General features: G+C 61.3%; 13 protein-coding genes. 10 read left to right on the top strand and 3 right to left on the bottom strand.

Annotation, left to right across the window (positions count from 1 at the left end; genetic code table 11):
* The first annotated feature begins 52 nt into the window (after window positions 1-52).
* Window positions 53-1342, top strand: coding sequence for an NAD(P)/FAD-dependent oxidoreductase (locus ISP15_RS10375; protein WP_404547231.1), 1290 nt, complete (start codon window positions 53-55; stop codon window positions 1340-1342).
* Window positions 1339-1689 (top strand): tRNA-binding protein, encoded by a 351-nt coding sequence (locus ISP15_RS10370; RefSeq protein WP_404547230.1) that lies wholly within the window; start codon window positions 1339-1341, stop codon window positions 1687-1689. Before ISP15_RS10375 ends, ISP15_RS10370 begins: the two co-directional genes overlap by 4 nt.
* Before the next feature lie 146 nt (window positions 1690-1835).
* Here ISP15_RS10370 and ISP15_RS10365 read toward each other — a convergent pair whose 3' ends face one another.
* Complete coding sequence (locus tag ISP15_RS10365; RefSeq protein WP_404547229.1) at window positions 1836-2792, bottom strand: MBL fold metallo-hydrolase; 957 nt, start codon at window positions 2790-2792, stop codon at window positions 1836-1838.
* A 333-nt stretch (window positions 2793-3125) separates the two neighbouring features.
* Here ISP15_RS10365 and ISP15_RS10360 point away from each other — a divergent pair, with 333 nt between their 5' ends.
* The 6 genes from ISP15_RS10360 (at window position 3126) to ISP15_RS10335 (ending at window position 11159) form a co-directional block, all read left to right on the top strand.
* Window positions 3126-6572: a hybrid sensor histidine kinase/response regulator gene (locus ISP15_RS10360; protein WP_404547228.1), complete on the top strand. Its 3447-nt coding sequence runs from the start codon at window positions 3126-3128 to the stop codon at window positions 6570-6572.
* Between the two features lie 147 nt (window positions 6573-6719).
* On the top strand, window positions 6720-7109 hold the full coding sequence (locus ISP15_RS10355; RefSeq protein ID WP_404547227.1) for a hypothetical protein: 390 nt from the start codon (window positions 6720-6722) through the stop codon (window positions 7107-7109).
* A gap of 79 nt (window positions 7110-7188) precedes the next feature.
* Window positions 7189-8955: a copper resistance system multicopper oxidase gene (locus tag ISP15_RS10350; protein ID WP_404547226.1), complete on the top strand. Its 1767-nt coding sequence runs from the start codon at window positions 7189-7191 to the stop codon at window positions 8953-8955.
* A 101-nt stretch (window positions 8956-9056) separates the two neighbouring features.
* Window positions 9057-9740, top strand: coding sequence for a copper resistance protein B (locus ISP15_RS10345; protein ID WP_404547225.1), 684 nt, complete (start codon window positions 9057-9059; stop codon window positions 9738-9740).
* Window positions 9741-9877: 137 nt separating this feature from the next.
* A complete protein-coding gene (locus ISP15_RS10340) occupies window positions 9878-10648 on the top strand; it encodes a sulfite exporter TauE/SafE family protein (RefSeq protein ID WP_449757817.1) in 771 nt (256 codons plus the stop codon).
* A 139-nt stretch (window positions 10649-10787) separates the two neighbouring features.
* Window positions 10788-11159 carry an HU family DNA-binding protein gene (locus ISP15_RS10335; protein ID WP_404547223.1) on the top strand — a complete coding sequence of 124 codons (372 nt, stop codon included), beginning with the start codon at window positions 10788-10790 and terminating at the stop codon, window positions 11157-11159.
* A gap of 371 nt (window positions 11160-11530) precedes the next feature.
* On the opposite strand, the gene ISP15_RS10330 is transcribed toward ISP15_RS10335, so the two are convergent.
* Window positions 11531-11890 (bottom strand): hypothetical protein, encoded by a 360-nt coding sequence (locus ISP15_RS10330; RefSeq protein ID WP_404547222.1) that lies wholly within the window; start codon window positions 11888-11890, stop codon window positions 11531-11533.
* A gap of 210 nt (window positions 11891-12100) precedes the next feature.
* Between ISP15_RS10330 and aqpZ the strand changes: the two genes are divergently transcribed.
* Window positions 12101-12841 (top strand): aquaporin Z, encoded by a 741-nt coding sequence (gene aqpZ, locus ISP15_RS10325; RefSeq protein WP_404547220.1) that lies wholly within the window; start codon window positions 12101-12103, stop codon window positions 12839-12841.
* 567 nt (window positions 12842-13408) lie between these two features.
* The gene (locus tag ISP15_RS10320) at window positions 13409-15490 is read left to right on the top strand and encodes a S46 family peptidase (RefSeq protein WP_404547219.1); all 2082 of its coding nucleotides are present in this window, start codon (window positions 13409-13411) and stop codon (window positions 15488-15490) included.
* Window positions 15491-15755: 265 nt separating this feature from the next.
* Here ISP15_RS10320 and ISP15_RS10315 read toward each other — a convergent pair whose 3' ends face one another.
* Window positions 15756-16406 (bottom strand): glutathione S-transferase family protein, encoded by a 651-nt coding sequence (locus ISP15_RS10315; protein ID WP_404547272.1) that lies wholly within the window; start codon window positions 16404-16406, stop codon window positions 15756-15758.
* Between the last annotated feature and the right edge of the window lie 122 nt (window positions 16407-16528).

Raw genomic sequence — 16528 nt, 5'->3', positions numbered from 1 at the left:
GGTACGCGCTATGCTCGACCACCGGGCCGCCTCGATTTCCACGCGCACAGGCATGACGCAACCCTCGGTTCTTTCTTACTACCGTGCCACGGCCACGCCGTATGCGCCTTACACGTCGCTGCAAGGCCGGCATGAAGTGCGAGTGGCCATCGTTGGCGGCGGTTTCGCCGGCCTGAACATAGCCCTGGGATTGGCCGAGCGCGGCCTGCGCGAGGTGGCCGTGCTGGAGCGGCAGCATATCGGCTTTGGTGCCTCCGGCCGTAACGGTGGCTTCGTCTTCGGTGGTTACTCGCTAGGTGAGGAGGCCCTGCACCGCCAGCTCGGGCCGCAACGTGCGAAGCGCTTATTCGACCTGACGACCTGCGCAGTACAACGGATACGCGAGCGCGTCGCCAGCTATGCCATTCCCTGCGATATGGTGGATCAGGGCGTGATATGGGCCAACTGGTTCCGCGATCCGAATGTGTTACGCAAGCGGCAGCGGTTGCTGGCCGATCACTATGGCGTGCATTGGGACTGGCTGCCCCAGCAGGCCATGCGCGAAATGATCCGCAGCGAACGTTACTGCGAGGGTCTTTACGAGCGCAATGCGTTGCATCTGCACCCGCTGAACTATGCGATCGGACTTGCCGCGGCGGCTGCCGGGCAGGGCGTGCGCATCCATGAAGAGAGCGACGTCTGGCGACTTTGCCGGAAAAATGGACGCTGGTCGGTCAGCACCCCACAAGGGGAATTGCTGGCCGACCACGTTGTACTGGCTTGTGGCGGTTATCTGGCGGGCTTGCGGCGGCAGGTTGATCAGGCCGTGCTGCCGATTGCCACCTACGTGATGGTCACCGAGCCCCTGGGCGAACGACTCGGCCAGTGCCTGCAGACGCAGGCGGCGGTTTATGACACACGTTTCGCCTTTGACTATTACCGTCCCTTGCCCGATACACGGCTGTTATGGGGTGGGCGAATTTCCGTCCGAAATCGTTCGCCGGCAGCCGTCCAACGCATTTTGATGCGGGATATGCTGCGCGTCTTTCCGCAGCTGGAGGGGGTGCGTGTCGATCATGCCTGGTCGGGATTGATGAGCTACGCGCGCCACCAGATGCCCCAGATCGGAACCGGCGGCGATGGCTTATGGTGGGCACAAGCGTTCGGTGGCCACGGGCTGGCGCCAACCTGCGCGGCAGGAGAGCTGCTGGCTTCGGCCATTGCCGAAGGCGACGATGCGTGGAAACAATTTGCCGGTTACGGCCTGGCGCACGCCTATAAGCCGTTTGGCTTTATCGGTGCCCAGGCCAGTTATTGGTGGCAGCAATGCAACGATTGGTTCAAGACGAGTCTGGAAGGATGAACACTCAACATTCTTTGGAAGAAATCAGCTGGACCGATTTCGAAAAGGTATTGATCGTGGCAGGTACCGTCACGCGGGTAGAGCCCTTTCCCGAAGCTCGCAAACCGGCCTGGAAAGTATGGGTGGATTTCGGTCCTTACGGCGAGCGCAAGACCAGCGCACAAATCGCGGCACTGTATACGCCCGAAACACTGGTCGGACGGCAGATCGTCGGCGTCATCAACTTTCCCGAGAAGCAGATCGGTCCGTTCCGCTCGCAATTTCTGCTCACTGGGTTCCACACCCGGCAAGGCGTGGTGATTACCGCCGTCGAACGTCCTGTGCCGAACGGGACGAGGCTGGCATGAACTGTCGAACGCGATCCCGTCATGCGTCATGACGTGATGGCGTCTGCGGATGGCCCAGTTCGCCGGTGACTGAGCCGTGCGACCAACCCCTGCAGCGGTTGCAACCGCTGGATTACTTTCCCGCCCGCATCAGCCCATCCATCGCATCAGCTTTGCGCGTGATCCAGCCACACGCCAAGTCCCTGGGCATTAAGTTGTATATCCATGCCCAGCCAATGCAATAGCGCTTCACGGTCGCCTTGCCAGCCATGGTCGGCGATGCGTTGCGCGTACAGTTCGGTCAGGCCCTGCACGAGGTCAGCGTGCCGGTCGGGCGAATTCCGCAATGCGCGGGCCAGGGCGACCATGGCATCGATCGTGTCGTGCAAGTCCGCCGCCAGGCGCTCGATATCCTCCAGCCTGCCGTAATGAGTGAGGTACATGGCATCTGGCTTCAGCGCGATCAACCGATCGATGGAGCCATGCAGCGCTTCAGGATCGAACTGTATCGGCGTGGTCGTAGGCAGGATGAAGGGTCCCCTTGCCGTATCGAACTCGCGATAAGAAAGGCCAAACGTGTCTCCAGTGAAGCACACGTTTGCGTACTGATCGTAGATCGCCATATGGTGCCTGGCATGGCCTGGCGTATCGATGCAGCGTAGCGGGCGCCCTGCCAGATCGATGACATGGCCATCCGGCGCCTCCACCACACGTTCCGCAGGTACCGGCCGTAGGCTCCCATACGCTTGCTCCATCACCGCCTGGCCGTAGACGGCCAGCGCGCCCGCCCACAACGTCGAGGGATCGATCATGTGCCGGGCACCGCGAGGGTGTACGGCCAGCCGTGCATGCGGCAGCTGCGCCATCAGCTCGCCGGCACCGCCGGCATGGTCCAGATGAACGTGGGTGAGTATCAGCCAATCGACCCGTGACGGCGGGAGTCCGGCTTTGGCAAGCGCATCGAGCATGCGCGGCACGGCATGCTTAGTGCCGCAGTCGATGAACGCGCCGTGGCCTTCGTGAACGAGCAAATAGGCCGCATCGAACCGGGGCCGGACAAAGCCGGTGTCGACGGTGTGGATGCCTTCCGGGAGGGCAGGTCGCGAGGGGGCGGGCATACGCATGATTTTTACAGGGACAGCTTCGAGTGTACGCCTCCGGCGTCATCTTTAAGATGAGTCCGATATTTCTAAAGAAGTGGCGCTCTTACGATCCTCGAACCCGTGTTAGTCCCCTCCAACGGTGCTTGCCCCTGAGCCGACAAGGCTCAGGGGCGTTTTCTGACATGGAGGCCGGGCCCCCGCCATGCCAATCGACTCCTTCCTAGCTCTCATCCCCTCTGGGGAGCCAAGTGTCTAGAATGTACCGGAGCCGCTGTTTCGCCCTTACTTCTAAGGATGTTGCCTCCGCGTGCGGGTCATGCTGAATGCCCTCCCAGGAATTATTGGACGAACGAAATGACGAAGCCTGAGCCTGTTCAACATAAAATTCCTACAGGCCAGCGGGATATTTCCGCACTCGAACAACATCAGCGGCGCTTGCTGTATGGCGGCGGGGCATTCCTGTCGCTGATCATTTTGTTGATTCTCATCGCCTCGCTGCTAATAAGCATCAACGATTACAAGTCGGATCAGCTCGAAGATTTCCGTAAGGCAAAGCTGGCGCTCGACGCTGCATTCATCCAGCGCGATGCGGGCTATATCCGCACCCTGAACATGATCGAGTACGCCTGGCAGAACAAGGCGAGCCAACTGGTCAGCGAGGGTGACGAGGAGCTGGCCGGATTTGTTTCCCACGACAATGAAGCGATCCTCCAGGCCAGCCAGCGAAGCGTGCCGTGGCTGGTCATGGGCGCGCCGGCTGTCGCCGACTGGCCCAGGGAAAAGGTCGATCGCTACCTTGGGCTGGCGCGCGAGTTATCCATCATCAGCGGCACGTCCATGACCGTTCGCGGCGATCGCGCGCCAACCATGGCCAATTTTTACGATCCCAGCGAAGTGCTGTTCGCGTTTGGGAACGACCTCAGATCCGATCACCTGGACATCATCGCCAAGGATAAGGATCGTTCCAGCCTGTTTACCAGGCTTGCCGTGCCGGATATCGATTTCAACGATCCACACTTGCTCAAGGACCTGCATAAGGGCAATCCGACCCTGCCGTTTTACGGCGATGGATTGCCGAAAGTGATTTCCTCCATCGGCACCAGTCCCTTGACGGGCGAACCCGCCATCCAGGGAGCCCTGGTGGCGATGGATGGGGACAAACCCATCGGGGTGTTCGTCGCCTATGAGCCGGTCGAGCCTTTCGCGCAGCATCTGCGCGAGATTTCGAAGAATACCTTGGTCATTGTCACGGACGATGGCAAGGTGGTCTTTGGTACCGGGCCGCAGGCAAGCAATGTGGCAGTCGCAGCAGCGGTTCATCCGCTGCTGGCATTGCGCCTTCCCGAAGCTGGCGTAGCCCATTTTCGCAAGGGCGAGCATTTCTTCATCGCCGAGCACGTGGCAGGTACGAGATGGGCCCTGGTGCGTGCATACGATTGGCGCGACATCCTGCATGGCGAATACGTGCCCATGCTGACGGCAACCGCACTGGCGGCATTGTTGTTGGCCACAATGTGGCTGTTGTTGATCCGGCAGGATCGCGGCGTTTTTGCGCCAGTGCTGGCGCGAGCCAAGCAGGTCTACCAGAGCGAAGCGCTCAATCGAACCATGATTGAAACGTCGCCGGTAGGGTTGTGCGTGATTGCCGCGGCCAACAGCGTGCCATTGCTGCAGAACGACCTGGTACGCGGCTACGCACGCGGCATGGCCAGTGCAGACACCACGCTGTACAGGCAGTTGCTGCGAGAGTACGCCACCGCCACGCAGTCATTGGACGGCCGGCCCGAGGCCCGCGAATTCGCGCTTGCATTGGTCGGCACGCAAAAAAAGGTAGTGCGGCATTTGCTGGTGGCCGCCATGCCGATCGTCTACCACGATCGCAAGGCGCTCTTCTGTGTACTGCGCGATGTCACCGCACGGATCGAGCTCGAGGATAACCTGCGCCAGGCGCGGCAGGATTCGGAGCAGGCCAAACTCGCCGCGGAATCGGCCAGTCAGGCGAAAAGTTCGTTCGTCGCGACCATGAGCCATGAAATCCGCACGCCACTCAACGGCATTCTCGGGCACCTTGAATTGCTCGGCCGCTCGCACCTTGAGCCTTCGCAGCGCGAACGGCTGGATCGAATCCGCCTGTCCGCCGATACATTGCTCTCCATCATCAGCGACGTGCTGGATTTCTCGCGCATCGAAGCCGGCCAGCTGGATATTGATCCGATACCGTTCGAACTCCGTCCGCTGATCGAGCAGACCGCGCTGCTTTATGCGCCGACGGCGCAGCGCAAGGGACTGAAGCTTTACTACAGCATGGAGTCCGGCCTGCCCGCTGCTTTTGTGGCAGACGTTCACCGCATCCGGCAGGTGCTCAACAACCTGGTGAGCAACGCGGTGAAATTCACCGAATCGGGTCGCATCATCCTGCGCGTCAAGCAACTGCCCGAATTCGCGTCGAGCGGCGCCATGCGGCTGCGTTTCGAGGTAATCGACTCGGGCATCGGCATCACCCAAGAACAGCGCAGGCAAGTGTTCCAGCCATTTTCGCAGGCTGATGCAAGCATCTCGCGCCGCTTTGGCGGGAGCGGGCTCGGTTTGGCGCTTTGCCAACAGATCAGCGAATTGATGGACGGACAGATCGATGTGCAAAGTACGCCGGCCGTCGGTAGTGTCTTTTCGTTCGAAGTGCCGGTCCGATTAGACGAACAAGCGCAAGCCGCGCCCGTATTGCCACTGGCCAAATGCCGCATCGCGCTGCTTTCGTCCGCTTCGGAGTGGCGGATGGAAATTACATCGCTGTTGACGGGCTGGGGGGCTGAAGTGGTGGTGGCGGCCCAGCCGGTCGAATTCGACCGGGAGTGGGTGGCCCAGGCCGACGCGATGGTCATTTTTGGCGCATGGCGAGCCTGGAGCGATGACGAGGAAGCACGCCTGGTCGCCGTTGCAAGACGGGTAGTAAAGGCGACCACTGACGGCCCCTTGCTGCCCGAATGGCGCGACGGCATTCGCCTGGTTTCCTGCTACTCCAGCATGGCCTTGCAGGCAGCGATTCTCGACACTCATCAGGATGCTTACCTGGGCGCCGACAATCCGTTTGAAAACGAAGCCCATGGCATGGACAGCCTGGGTAGCGTGCTGCTGGTGGACGATAATCCGGTAAATCGCGAGCTTATCCAGCAGCAGTTGGAAACACTGGGTTATACCGTGGAGGCGGCCGAAGATGGCATCAGCGCATTGCACATATGGCGGGATGGGCATTACGACATCGTACTCACTGACATCAACATGCCCAACATGAATGGCTATGAGTTGACGGAACAGTTGCGCGCGCGTGGCGTGACGGTTCCCATTCTCGCGGTAACCGCCACTGCGCTGGCCAGCGAAAAAGTGAATTGCAAACAGGCGGGCATCAACGAATTGCTGCTCAAGCCGTTGTCGCTCGAACGTCTCGGCGAGGCTATGTCTCGTTACTTGAATCGCGGCGGCGACTTGCTGCAAGAGTCTCCGGTCAAAGTGGCCTGGGCAGGTAAATTCCCGGAAAAAATCTGTCGTGTATTCGTCGAGTCGGGCACCCGTGACCTCAATGCGATTCTCGATGCTGCCGATACGCGCGATCAGGAAGCATTGCTTTCGCGGATCCACTCGCTTAAGGGTGCGTTGCTGATGCTCAGCGAACACCCCGTCGCCGACCTGTGCGCCACGCTCGAGAAGCGGATCCAGGCCGACGGCGTCGACAGGGCAAGATCCGGTATTGAAAGGCTCGAATCAGCCATGCGGGAACTGCTGAAGCGCTATTCGGAAGCTTACTGATTTCTCTCTTCGTGCAGCCTGGATATCGATGCCTTCCACGATCAACCGGGCTGGCGACAAGGACAAGCCATGCTTGGCCTGCAACCATGGGCACGCTCATCAAGCAGACGATTGAGCGTAGCGGACAGCGGCGATAAGCTTGCCCTCATGTCCCTGCTGTTTGCCATGCATTCGCGTCCCGCTTCACATTGCCTGCGGGCGGTGGCGCTGCTCGCGTGGCTGATGCTCGCTGTTTCGTTCCCGCAGCCCGCCATGACGACCGCCAGTGCTTCAGTACAGGATGCGGCAGGGATGGCATCGGGCATGAAGATGGTTGCACAGCACACTGCTCGTGAGCATTGTCATGCCGGTCACTGTTGCGGCGAGGCCAGTCAGGCACATTGCCATTGCCATGCCCTGTGCGGCAGCGTGCTGCCGGCCGCCATTCCTGCATGGTTCGGTCCTATCGCGCTTGCGGCCATGATCATGCCGATGCGCGGCGCCGACGCGCCCATGTTTCAACCGCTCCCTCCCTTGCGGCCTCCCGCGGCCCGATAACTCCGTCTGCTAGGCCAGCCTGGCCGCCCGTGTCGCATGACATGTGCGGTGGCGTCCCGTTTCGTATGGAGTTAATCACATGAATCCGTTTCGTTTGCCGCCCGCGGCCGATATGTCGCGTCGACGTTTCGTGCAAGGCATGGCTATTGGCGGCGCAGCCGCTGCTTTCGGCATGTTGCGGCCTGCCGGTGCGTTTGTTCCGCAACAGGACCTGTTTGGCGCCAGTGTGCTCTCGGGTACCGATTTCGCCTTAGAGATCGGCCAGGCCACGGTCAATTACACCGGCAGGCGTAGTCTTGCCACCACCGTCAACGGCCGCCTGCCTGGTCCAACCTTGCGCTGGAAGGAAGGCAGCCACGTGAGACTGAGCGTCACTAACCGGCTGCGTGTTCCCACTTCGATCCATTGGCATGGCATCGTGCTGCCGTTCCAGATGGATGGAGTCCCTGGCATCAGCTTTGGCGGCATCGCGCCGGGCGAGACTTTCGTCTACCAATTTCAATTGCGGCAAGCGGGGACCTATTGGTACCACGCTCATTCGGGCTATCAGGAGCAGACCGGACTGTTCGGTGCCCTGATCATCGAACCGATCCAGCCCGACCTTCATGCCGTTGCGCGCGACTATGTGGTGATGCTCAACGACTGGTCCGACGACGATCCCGCCCATATCTTCGCCCGGCTCAAGCAGCAAAGCGACTACTACGATACGCACTTGCCCACTGTCTCCGATTTCATGCGCGATGCCCGCAGGGAAGGGCTGCGCGAAGCGTTTGCGATGCGCAAAATGTGGAACGCCATGCGCATGAATCCCACCGATCTCAGCGACGTATCGGCTTACACCTATACCTACCTGCTAAATGGTCACACGCCAGCGGGCAATTGGACGGGACTGTTTCGCCCGGGCGAACGGATCCGTCTGCGCTTCATCAACGGCTCTGCCATGACGCTTTTCGACGTGCGCATTCCGGGCCTGAAGATGACCATCGTCAGCGCCGATGGCCAGGACGTAGAACCTGTTCAGGTAGACGAATTCCGTATCGCCAACGCCGAAACCTATGACGTGCTGGTCGAGCCGCAAGAGGAGCGCGCCTATACCGTATTTGCGCAATCGATCGACCGCAGCGGTTACGCGCGCGGAACGCTGGCGCCACGCTACGGCATGGAGGCGGATGTGCCGGTGCTTGAGCCGCGCATATGGCTGGGCGCGCAGGACATGATGGGCGCGATGCCACCAGGCCCGCATGGCGCGCAGGACATGCAAGGCATGGAATCCATGCGCGACATGCCCGGCATGGCGATGCGCAGTATGCCGGCCAGCGACATTAAGCCCGCAAACAGCCCGCCGCCTGCCACCGCTCCCGGCGTGGACATGCGGGTAACTCATCCCCGCACGAACCTGGACGATCCCGGCGCGGGCTTGCGCGACAACGGACGGCGCGTACTTGCCTACGCCGATCTACGCACGCTCGGCGGCTCCCTCGACGCGCGCGAACCGCAAAGGGAAATCACTTTGCACCTGACCGGCAACATGGAGCGTTACATGTGGTCATTCGACGGCGTGAAATTTTCCGAGGCCAGTCCCATTCGTTTCAACACCGGCGAGCGGCTCCGCATCGTGCTGGTGAACGACACCATGATGAACCATCCGATCCACCTGCACGGCATGTGGAGTGAACTGGAGGATGCGCAAGGACAGTTCCAGGTACGCAAGCACACCATCAACGTGCAGCCGGCGCAGCAGCTCCGCTATGCGGTAAGCGCCGATAATCCGGGGCGATGGGCCTATCACTGCCACATGCTTTTTCACATGCAGGCAGGCATGTTCCGTGAAGTGGTGGTGGCATGACCAGGCATGGCGACAGATATCGTGGACGAAAACTCCTTGCCGCTTGCCTCGCCCTGGCAGGCCCGACGCTCGTCTCCGCGCAAGACGCCGCGGACACGACCATGCTTGCGCCCATGCATGAGATGACCTCCATCCCGGCCATGGATATGAACGACAACGCGCTCCACGGCATGCTGCTGGTGGATCAACTGGAATATGCCAATGGCGACGATAATCGTGGACCTGGCTGGGATGTCGAGGCATGGTACGGCAACGACAGCAATAAGCTATGGTTGCGCAGCGAGGGCGATGGCAGTCGCGGACGCATCGACAGCGGCGATCTGGAAGTGCTGTGGAATCATTCCGTAGCTGCGTTCTGGAATACCCAGTTCGGTATCCGGCATGATCTTGGCGAGGGTTCAGGCCGGGATTGGGCGGCGCTGGGAGTGGCGGGCGTGGCTCCTTACTGGGTGGAGCTTGAGGCCACGGCATACCTCAGTGCCTCGGGCCGGCTTGCCGCGCGGGTACGTGCGCAGTACAGCTTGCGGTTCACCCAGCGCTGGCTGTTGCAGCCTGAGTTCGAAGCTAACGGGTACAGCCGGCAAGACACCGCGCAACGCATCGGAGGCGACGCGGCAAACGCGCAACTGGGCTTGCGCCTTCGCTATGACATTACCCGGCAATTCGCGCCTTACTTGGGCGTGGTATGGATGCGACGTTTCGGCACGAATATGGAGATTCCCTGGGAAAACCGGGAGCCTGTCTTCGACCGGCGGATCGTTGCCGGCGTGCATTTCTGGCTTTAGGAAAACGGATGAACAAACGCGCCTTTATGCCGACGGCCCACTCGCTGGCATCGTATTGCTGGCAGCGCTGGCTTATACGCGGTGCCGGGACTTGAGTTCTAATGGCGCCCCTTCCAGCGTAACCCGAGGTGCACGCTTTGTCTCTGCCGCATGACCTGCTGACTGTGCTGTGCGGATCGCTCGTCGGGTTTTCGCTGGCGCTGATTGGCGGAGGCGGATCGATCCTGGCCGTGCCGTTATTGCTATACGTGGTCGGTGTGCATGATCCGCATCGCGCGATCGGTACCGGTGCATGGGCGGTGGCGGCCAACGCGCTTGCCAACCTGATTCCACATGCCAGGACAGGGAACGTCCGCTGGCGCGCGGCTTTCATGTTTGCCACGGCCGGCGTGCTCGGTGCATTCCTGGGTTCCACCTTGGGCAAGCTGGTCGATGGCCGGCGTCTGCTGCTGCTGTTCGCGTTGCTGATGCTGACAATCGCCGCGCTGATGCTGCGCGGCAGGCGGGGGCACGATGGCACCGGCTATCCACGGCGGCACATGTATCCACGCCTTGGCATTGCGGGCCTGGGCGCCGGCGCACTGGCGGGTTTTTTCGGTATCGGCGGCGGCTTCCTGATCGTGCCGGGCCTCGTCTTCGCCAGCGGCATGGCCATGCTCGATGCGGTGGGCACCTCATTGTTTTGCGTGGGTGCGTTTGGATTTACCGCGGCGATCAACTATGCCGTGTCCGGCCTGGTGACCTGGTCGATCGCCTGGGAATTCGTCGCCGGCGGTATCGTCGGCGGCTGGCTTGGCATGCTGGCTGCGCAAAAATTGTCCAGGAAACGCGGCGCGCTTACCGTCCTTTTCGCGGCGGTTATCGTGGCGGTTGCCCTTTTCATGCTGGCAAAAAGCTTGCCTACATAGGGGCTTTGTGATGCCGGGCACCGCTGAACGCATCTTTTATGCGTTTTTTTGCATTTGCCAGTTGGCGAAGCCGCAAATTTCCCCTACATTCCTGCTCGCCGAGAGGCATTTCAACAATCCAATAACGATGGGGTAGTCCATGGCAAAGACGAAGGCAGCAAAAGGCAAAACGGCTCCCAAAGCCGCCGCAGCTCCGAAGCCGATCAAGGAAGCATTGAGCAAGTCCGGTCTGGTTGCTCACCTGGCCGATTCGACGGGTGTTGCATCCAAGGATGTGCGCGCGGTGCTCTCCGCGCTGGAAGGTGCTGCACACGCTTCGATCCATAAGAAGGGCGCCGGCACGTTTACCTTGCCTGGTCTGCTGAAGATCACCGCCGTCAATGTTCCGGCCAAGCCGAAGCGCAAGGGCATCAACCCGTTCACGAAGGAAGAGCAGTGGTTCGCCGCCAAGCCGGCCACCGTGAAGGTCAAGATTCGCCCGCTGAAGAAGCTCAAAGACGCGGCGCTCTGATCTTCGTCCAGGCCGGTCGCTGCGTCGGTCTGTCACACCACGGGATGCGTCATCGCGAGATGGCGCATCCCGATTTATTTTTGCAGCCCATGATTTCCTGTCGCGCGGTGGCACAGGGCCGTTGCAGGACAAAGCTCACCGAGCGGCCTTGCCGTGATCGGATGCAAAGGCTCGCGTCGCGCGCAGGTGCCCGCCTGACGCGGCAAACAAGTGCACCCAACTGGACGAGGTCTGGAAGTACCAGCGCGCCGGCACGGGAAATGGCTGCCGAACTCCAGCCATGCTCCTGCCGCCAGCCGTCCGCATAAACCTGTTCGCCAGCGGCGCACCACGTGGCATTGTCTGTACGACCAGGCAGCCATCGCCTTCCGTCAGCACCGGCAACGCGGCGAGCAGATATTCAACCGACTCCTTGCGAAGTAACGCAAAGTCGCAGGCCAACGTATCGGATCGCAACACCATAGGTCGGATAAAAAACGCGGTTGTCCATCGAGCATGGCATCGATAATGGTCGGTGACAGTCGCCGGCTTTCGATCCGCTCGCCGCGCGGCGTGCGCGCCCACGCTTTGCCGTCCTGCCAGCGGTGCAGGATGTCGCTTCGTTGTCCATGGCCGTGCAGTCTGTGATTTTTTTCCCAGTCGGAAGGTGCGAGACGCAGCGCATCGATAGCGACAGGTTCCCGGTGCGCCGATCCATTTGTTGCGAGCGGTAAGACGAGCGCGAATTTCATCCCGGTCCGAGCCTTTTCCTGGCGTGAATCGAGCAAGATCGCCCGCTCTGCGCACGCCGCTGGGGACGGGTTCAACACTTCCGCATTCGCAGGCCCCGTGGTAATACGCGGGCAGCCACCGGTTGCCGACGTGGCCGGGGCAGCAAGGCGTCGCAAGAAGGAAATACGTAGCGCGTATTCCGCTAACCATTTCATTGATTGGAGACGACCATGTTCAAACGACTGTGTGCTGAGTTTTTCGGTACCTTCTGGCTGGTGCTCGGCGGCTGCGGCAGCGCGGTGCTTGCGGCGACTTTCCCGGGGCTTGGCATCGGCTTCCTTGGCGTTGCGTTCGCGTTCGGCCTTACCGTGGTCACCATGGCCTACGCCTGTGCAGGTATTTCCGGGGCGCATTTCAATCCGGCCGTGACGGTTGGCTTGTTCGCCGGCGGCCGCTTCGATGGCAAGGACGTGCTGCCCTATATCGTGTCGCAGGTGATCGGCGCGATCGGCGCGGCAGCCGTGATCTATGTCATCGCCAGCGGCAAGCCCGGTTTCGACGCGGCGGCCAGCGGCTTCGCCTCCAATGGCTACGGCGAGCATTCGCCGGGCGGCTATTCATTGCAGGCCTGCATGGTGTGCGAGTTCGTGCTTACCGCGATGTTCCTGCTCGTGATCCACGGCGCAACCGATCGCCGCGCACCGGCGGGTTTCGGTCCGCTGGCCATCGGCCTGACGCTGACGTTGATCCACCTGATCAGCATCCCGGTCACCAATACGTCCGTCAATCCGGCACGCAGCACGGGCGTGGCGCTGTTCCAGGGCACCTGGGCAATCCAGCAGCTATGGATGTTCTGGGTGGTGCCGCTGATCGGAGGCGCGGCAGGCGGCCTGGTCTTCCGCCACCTGTTGGGCGAAGACGTCCCGAAGTCCAGCCTGAGCGTCGCGCCATCGGGCCTGGGCAACGCCTGACCTGGCAAGTTTCCCGCCAGCGTTCCTTACCGCTTTGAGGGGAACGCTGGCGCTGCATCGCTTGCAACCACATTCGGCCTGCTCGGGGGCATCCGGTGGCACATGCCATCGCTGCCCCGATTGCCGGGTTCGCGGCAAGTCGATCACATGCTGCGGATGACCAGTGCGGAAACCGCCGCGATCGAATGCCCCAGCGCGTTGTTGCTCCCCTATGTGCGGATGAAGGCAGCGCAAGCGGCTGCTGTTGTCGCTGCGTCTGGCACGCATGGCCGCTGCGCGAACGAGCTATCCGCGGCCAGGGTGGCAGGAGGCCGTTGCTGCAAGGCTGTCGGCGGGTGCGGCCGCTGCCCGACGCCTTCGTCGAGATCGATGCGGGCTGTCCCGTCGAGCGGGTGCTGCCGCAGGAGCTGGCGGCAAGCGGCCCGCACCTCGTGTCGGACCGCGAGCCCCAGGAGGGCAGGGCCCGTAGCCATGTATGCCACGGGTCATGTTGTTATGTTGTAACGACGATTCCATACTCGCCGCATCGAAGGGCCCAGATGGCTCTTCGCTCCAGAGGGGATTGCCATGAAGCAGATGTTCGGTATTGCGCTGGCCGGTTTGCTCGCTGCTGGAGCGGGCGCGGTGATGGCGAATGAAGGCATGTGGACCATGGACCATTTGCCGGTCAAGCAGATGCAGCAGGAATACGGTTTCACGCCCAGCGCGCAATGGATCGACCTGGTGCAGCATGCGGCCTTGCGGCTGGCGGAGGGATGCTCGGGCTCGTTCGTATCGGCCAACGGCCTGGTGATGACCAATCACCACTGCGCCAACAGTTGCCTGTCGCAGCTATCCAAGGGACACGAGGACTACATGTCCAATGGCTACGTGGCGCTCAAGCAGGAAGACGAACCGAAGTGCCCGGATGTCGAACTCAATCAGCTGGAGTCCATTACCGACGTCACGGCGCAGGTGAATGCGGCCACCGCCGGCAAGGCCGGGGCCGAGCGTGTGAAAGCCGAGCGCGAAGTGGACAGCAAGCTGGAGCAGTCCTGCGTCAATGGCGATGCCAAGACCTGGCGCTGCGACGTGATCACGCTCTATAACGGCGGCCGCTACGCGCTCTACAAATATCGCCGCTACCAGGACGTGCGGCTGGTTTTTGCGCCGGAGCAGAGCATCGCGTTCTTCGGCGGTGATCCGGACAACTTCAATTTCCCGCGCTACGATCTCGACGTCACCTTCTTCCGCGCGTATGTCGGCGGCAAGCCGGCCAACACGCCGAAATTTTTCAAGTTCGATCCGCAAGGCCCCAAAGCCGGTGACATGACCTTCGTGGTCGGCAATCCCGGTTCGACCCGTCGCGGCCTGACCTGGACCGAATTGTCCGCCTTGCGCGATTTCCAGTTAGTGCCGGTGTTCGGCATGCTCTCCGAATTGCGCGGCGTGCTATGGCAGTACGCTCGCGATGGCGCTCAGCAGGCGAAGGAGTCGCAAGAGCTGCAATTCGGCATCGAAAATTCGATCAAGGTTTACAACGGCTGGCTGCAGACGCTTGCCGACGATAATTTCGTGCAGCACAAGCAGGAGCAGGACGCCGCATTGCGCCAATGGATGGCCGCCACGGCGCAGCGGCGCGCGGCATATGGCGATCCATGGACCGAACTGGCGCATGCGCAGCAGCGCGGCCAGCAGCTTTCCACGCGCTACATGATGCTGGAGCGCGGTATCGGCCTGGGCCAGTTCGGCGAGCTGTTCAACGATGCGCGGATCCTGGTGCGCGCCGCAGCCGAACGCACCAAGCCTGACGGCGAACGCCTGCCGGATTTCCGCGAGGCCAATCTGCCGGCAGTGCAGCAAGCCGTGGAGTCGAACGTGCCGGTTTACCCGCGCTACGAGCAGACCTTGCTGGCCTGGTCCCTGGGACGCTTGCGCCAATCGCTCGGCGCGGACGATCCGACCGTGCACGAAGTGCTTGGCAAGCAATCGCCTGAACAACTTGCGCAGCAGCTGGTCAGCGGCACCAAGCTGGCCGATCCGGCGGTGCGCAAGCAATTGTGGGATGGCGGCGAGAAAGCGATCCAAGCATCCAGCGACCCGATGATCGTGTTGGCACGCGAGGTCGATCCGGAATCGCGCAAAATCCGCAAGGCCTACGAAGACGAAGTGAAAGCGCCCACCGACAAGGCGAACGAAACGATCGCCAAGGCACGTTTTGATCGTGACGGCATGTCCAGCTATCCGGATGCGACCTTCACGCAGCGCCTGTCCTACGGCAAGGTGGTGGGCTGGAACGAAAATGGCGCACCGGTGCCGCCATTCACGCACTTCGCAGGCTTGTACAAGCGGGCCACTGGCGCCGATCCGTTCAAGCTGCCGGATAGCTGGATCAAGGCGCAAAGTTCGCTGGACATGTCGACACCGATGGACTTCGTCACCGATAACGACATCATCGGCGGCAACTCCGGCAGCCCGGTGATCGACCGCCAGGGACATGCGGTCGGCCTGATCTTCGATGGCAACATTCACTCGCTGGGTGGCGACTTCGTTTACGACGGCAGCAATAACCGTGCGGTTGCCGTGGACACTGCCGCGCTGGTAGCTGCGGTGCGCAAGGTCTACAAGCTGCCGCGCCTGGCTGACGAGCTCATCCAGGGACATTTGTAATAGCCCGATGCCAGCGGCCGATGCATGCCAGGCATGGCATGCATCGGCACAATCGGCTAGCGCAACGCTAATCCGAAGGGCCGGGTCTGTCTGCGCGTCAGGCGGCGTCATCATTGCGTCGTGTAAGGACGTACTCTCTCTCGCTCTTCCTGGCTTGCAAACAGCTCTTGTTGCAGGCCACGCGAACAGTGTGAACAGCTCCGGGTTAAGCCCCGCAATGGGCCGAAACCCGAATGACGACATCGAGCCCGGAATGGACCCCCAATCAGCCAGCCGGTGGCTTGGCGTTAATCGCCCACTGGGCGGCGAAAGCGCGCCTGTATGCGGGCCGTGCCTCGCCGCGGGCGACATAGGCCGCCAGGTTCGGAAATTCGTCCAGGATGCCGGATAGCCTCAGCCGTAGCAGTACCGACACCATCATCAAGTCGCCCGCGCTGAATGCACCATCGAGCCAGTCGGCCTCGCCCAGGCGAGCAGAAAGTTGGTCCAGCCGATGGCGGATGCGATCCCTGACCAGCGGCAGGCGTTCCGTGCTCCAGGGCTTATCACCTTCCAGGAACTTGACGGTTACGAGTTCAAGGATCGGCGGTTCCACGGTGTTGAGCGCGGCAAACATCCATGTGATGGCCCGCGCGCGCGCATTGGTGTCGTCCGGCAACAGACCCGCATGGCGCTCGGCGAGATGTAAGACGATCGCGCCAGTTTCGAACAAGACGAGGTCGCCATCCTCATAGGTTGGAATCTGGCCAAAAGGATGAAGGCCCAGATGCGCCGGTTCCTTCATTGCATGGAACGAAACCAGCCGAACTTCGTAGGGCTGGCCCACTTCTTCAAGCGCCCAGCGAACGCGCGTATCGCGCGCCAGCCCCTTGCCGCCATCGGGCGAGCGTTCAAAGGCGGTAATGATGATGGTCATCGGAGATTCCTGTTGGCAAAAATGGCTGCTTGCTCGCGATGCTGCCGATCGCATCACAGTTATGGCGGCCCGTTTTTTCACACATTTTTCATCTATGTAAAAACAGACGTATAGGCGTCTTT

Source organism: Dyella jejuensis (assembly GCF_044904675.1).
GTDB classification, from domain to species: Bacteria; Pseudomonadota; Gammaproteobacteria; order Xanthomonadales; family Rhodanobacteraceae; genus Dyella_B; species Dyella_B jejuensis.
This window is presented reverse-complemented; position numbering and strand designations above follow the sequence as displayed.

Bases quoted from the DNA above. Each gene is read 5' to 3' on its own strand.
- ISP15_RS10360 (WP_404547228.1), top strand. From the start codon at position 3,126: ATGACGAAGCCTGAGCCTGTTCAACATAAAATTCCTACAGGCCAGCGG.
- aqpZ (WP_404547220.1), top strand. From the start codon at position 12,101: ATGTTCAAACGACTGTGTGCTGAGTTTTTCGGTACCTTCTGGCTGGTG.
- ISP15_RS10365 (WP_404547229.1), bottom strand. From the start codon at position 2,792: ATGCGTATGCCCGCCCCCTCGCGACCTGCCCTCCCGGAAGGCATCCAC.
- ISP15_RS10375 (WP_404547231.1), top strand. From the start codon at position 53: ATGACGCAACCCTCGGTTCTTTCTTACTACCGTGCCACGGCCACGCCG.
- ISP15_RS10330 (WP_404547222.1), bottom strand. From the start codon at position 11,890: ATGAAATTCGCGCTCGTCTTACCGCTCGCAACAAATGGATCGGCGCAC.
- ISP15_RS10355 (WP_404547227.1), top strand. From the start codon at position 6,720: ATGTCCCTGCTGTTTGCCATGCATTCGCGTCCCGCTTCACATTGCCTG.
- ISP15_RS10335 (WP_404547223.1), top strand. From the start codon at position 10,788: ATGGCAAAGACGAAGGCAGCAAAAGGCAAAACGGCTCCCAAAGCCGCC.
- ISP15_RS10315 (WP_404547272.1), bottom strand. From the start codon at position 16,406: ATGACCATCATCATTACCGCCTTTGAACGCTCGCCCGATGGCGGCAAG.
- ISP15_RS10345 (WP_404547225.1), top strand. From the start codon at position 9,057: ATGCTTGCGCCCATGCATGAGATGACCTCCATCCCGGCCATGGATATG.
- ISP15_RS10370 (WP_404547230.1), top strand. From the start codon at position 1,339: ATGAACACTCAACATTCTTTGGAAGAAATCAGCTGGACCGATTTCGAA.
- ISP15_RS10320 (WP_404547219.1), top strand. From the start codon at position 13,409: ATGAAGCAGATGTTCGGTATTGCGCTGGCCGGTTTGCTCGCTGCTGGA.
- ISP15_RS10350 (WP_404547226.1), top strand. From the start codon at position 7,189: ATGAATCCGTTTCGTTTGCCGCCCGCGGCCGATATGTCGCGTCGACGT.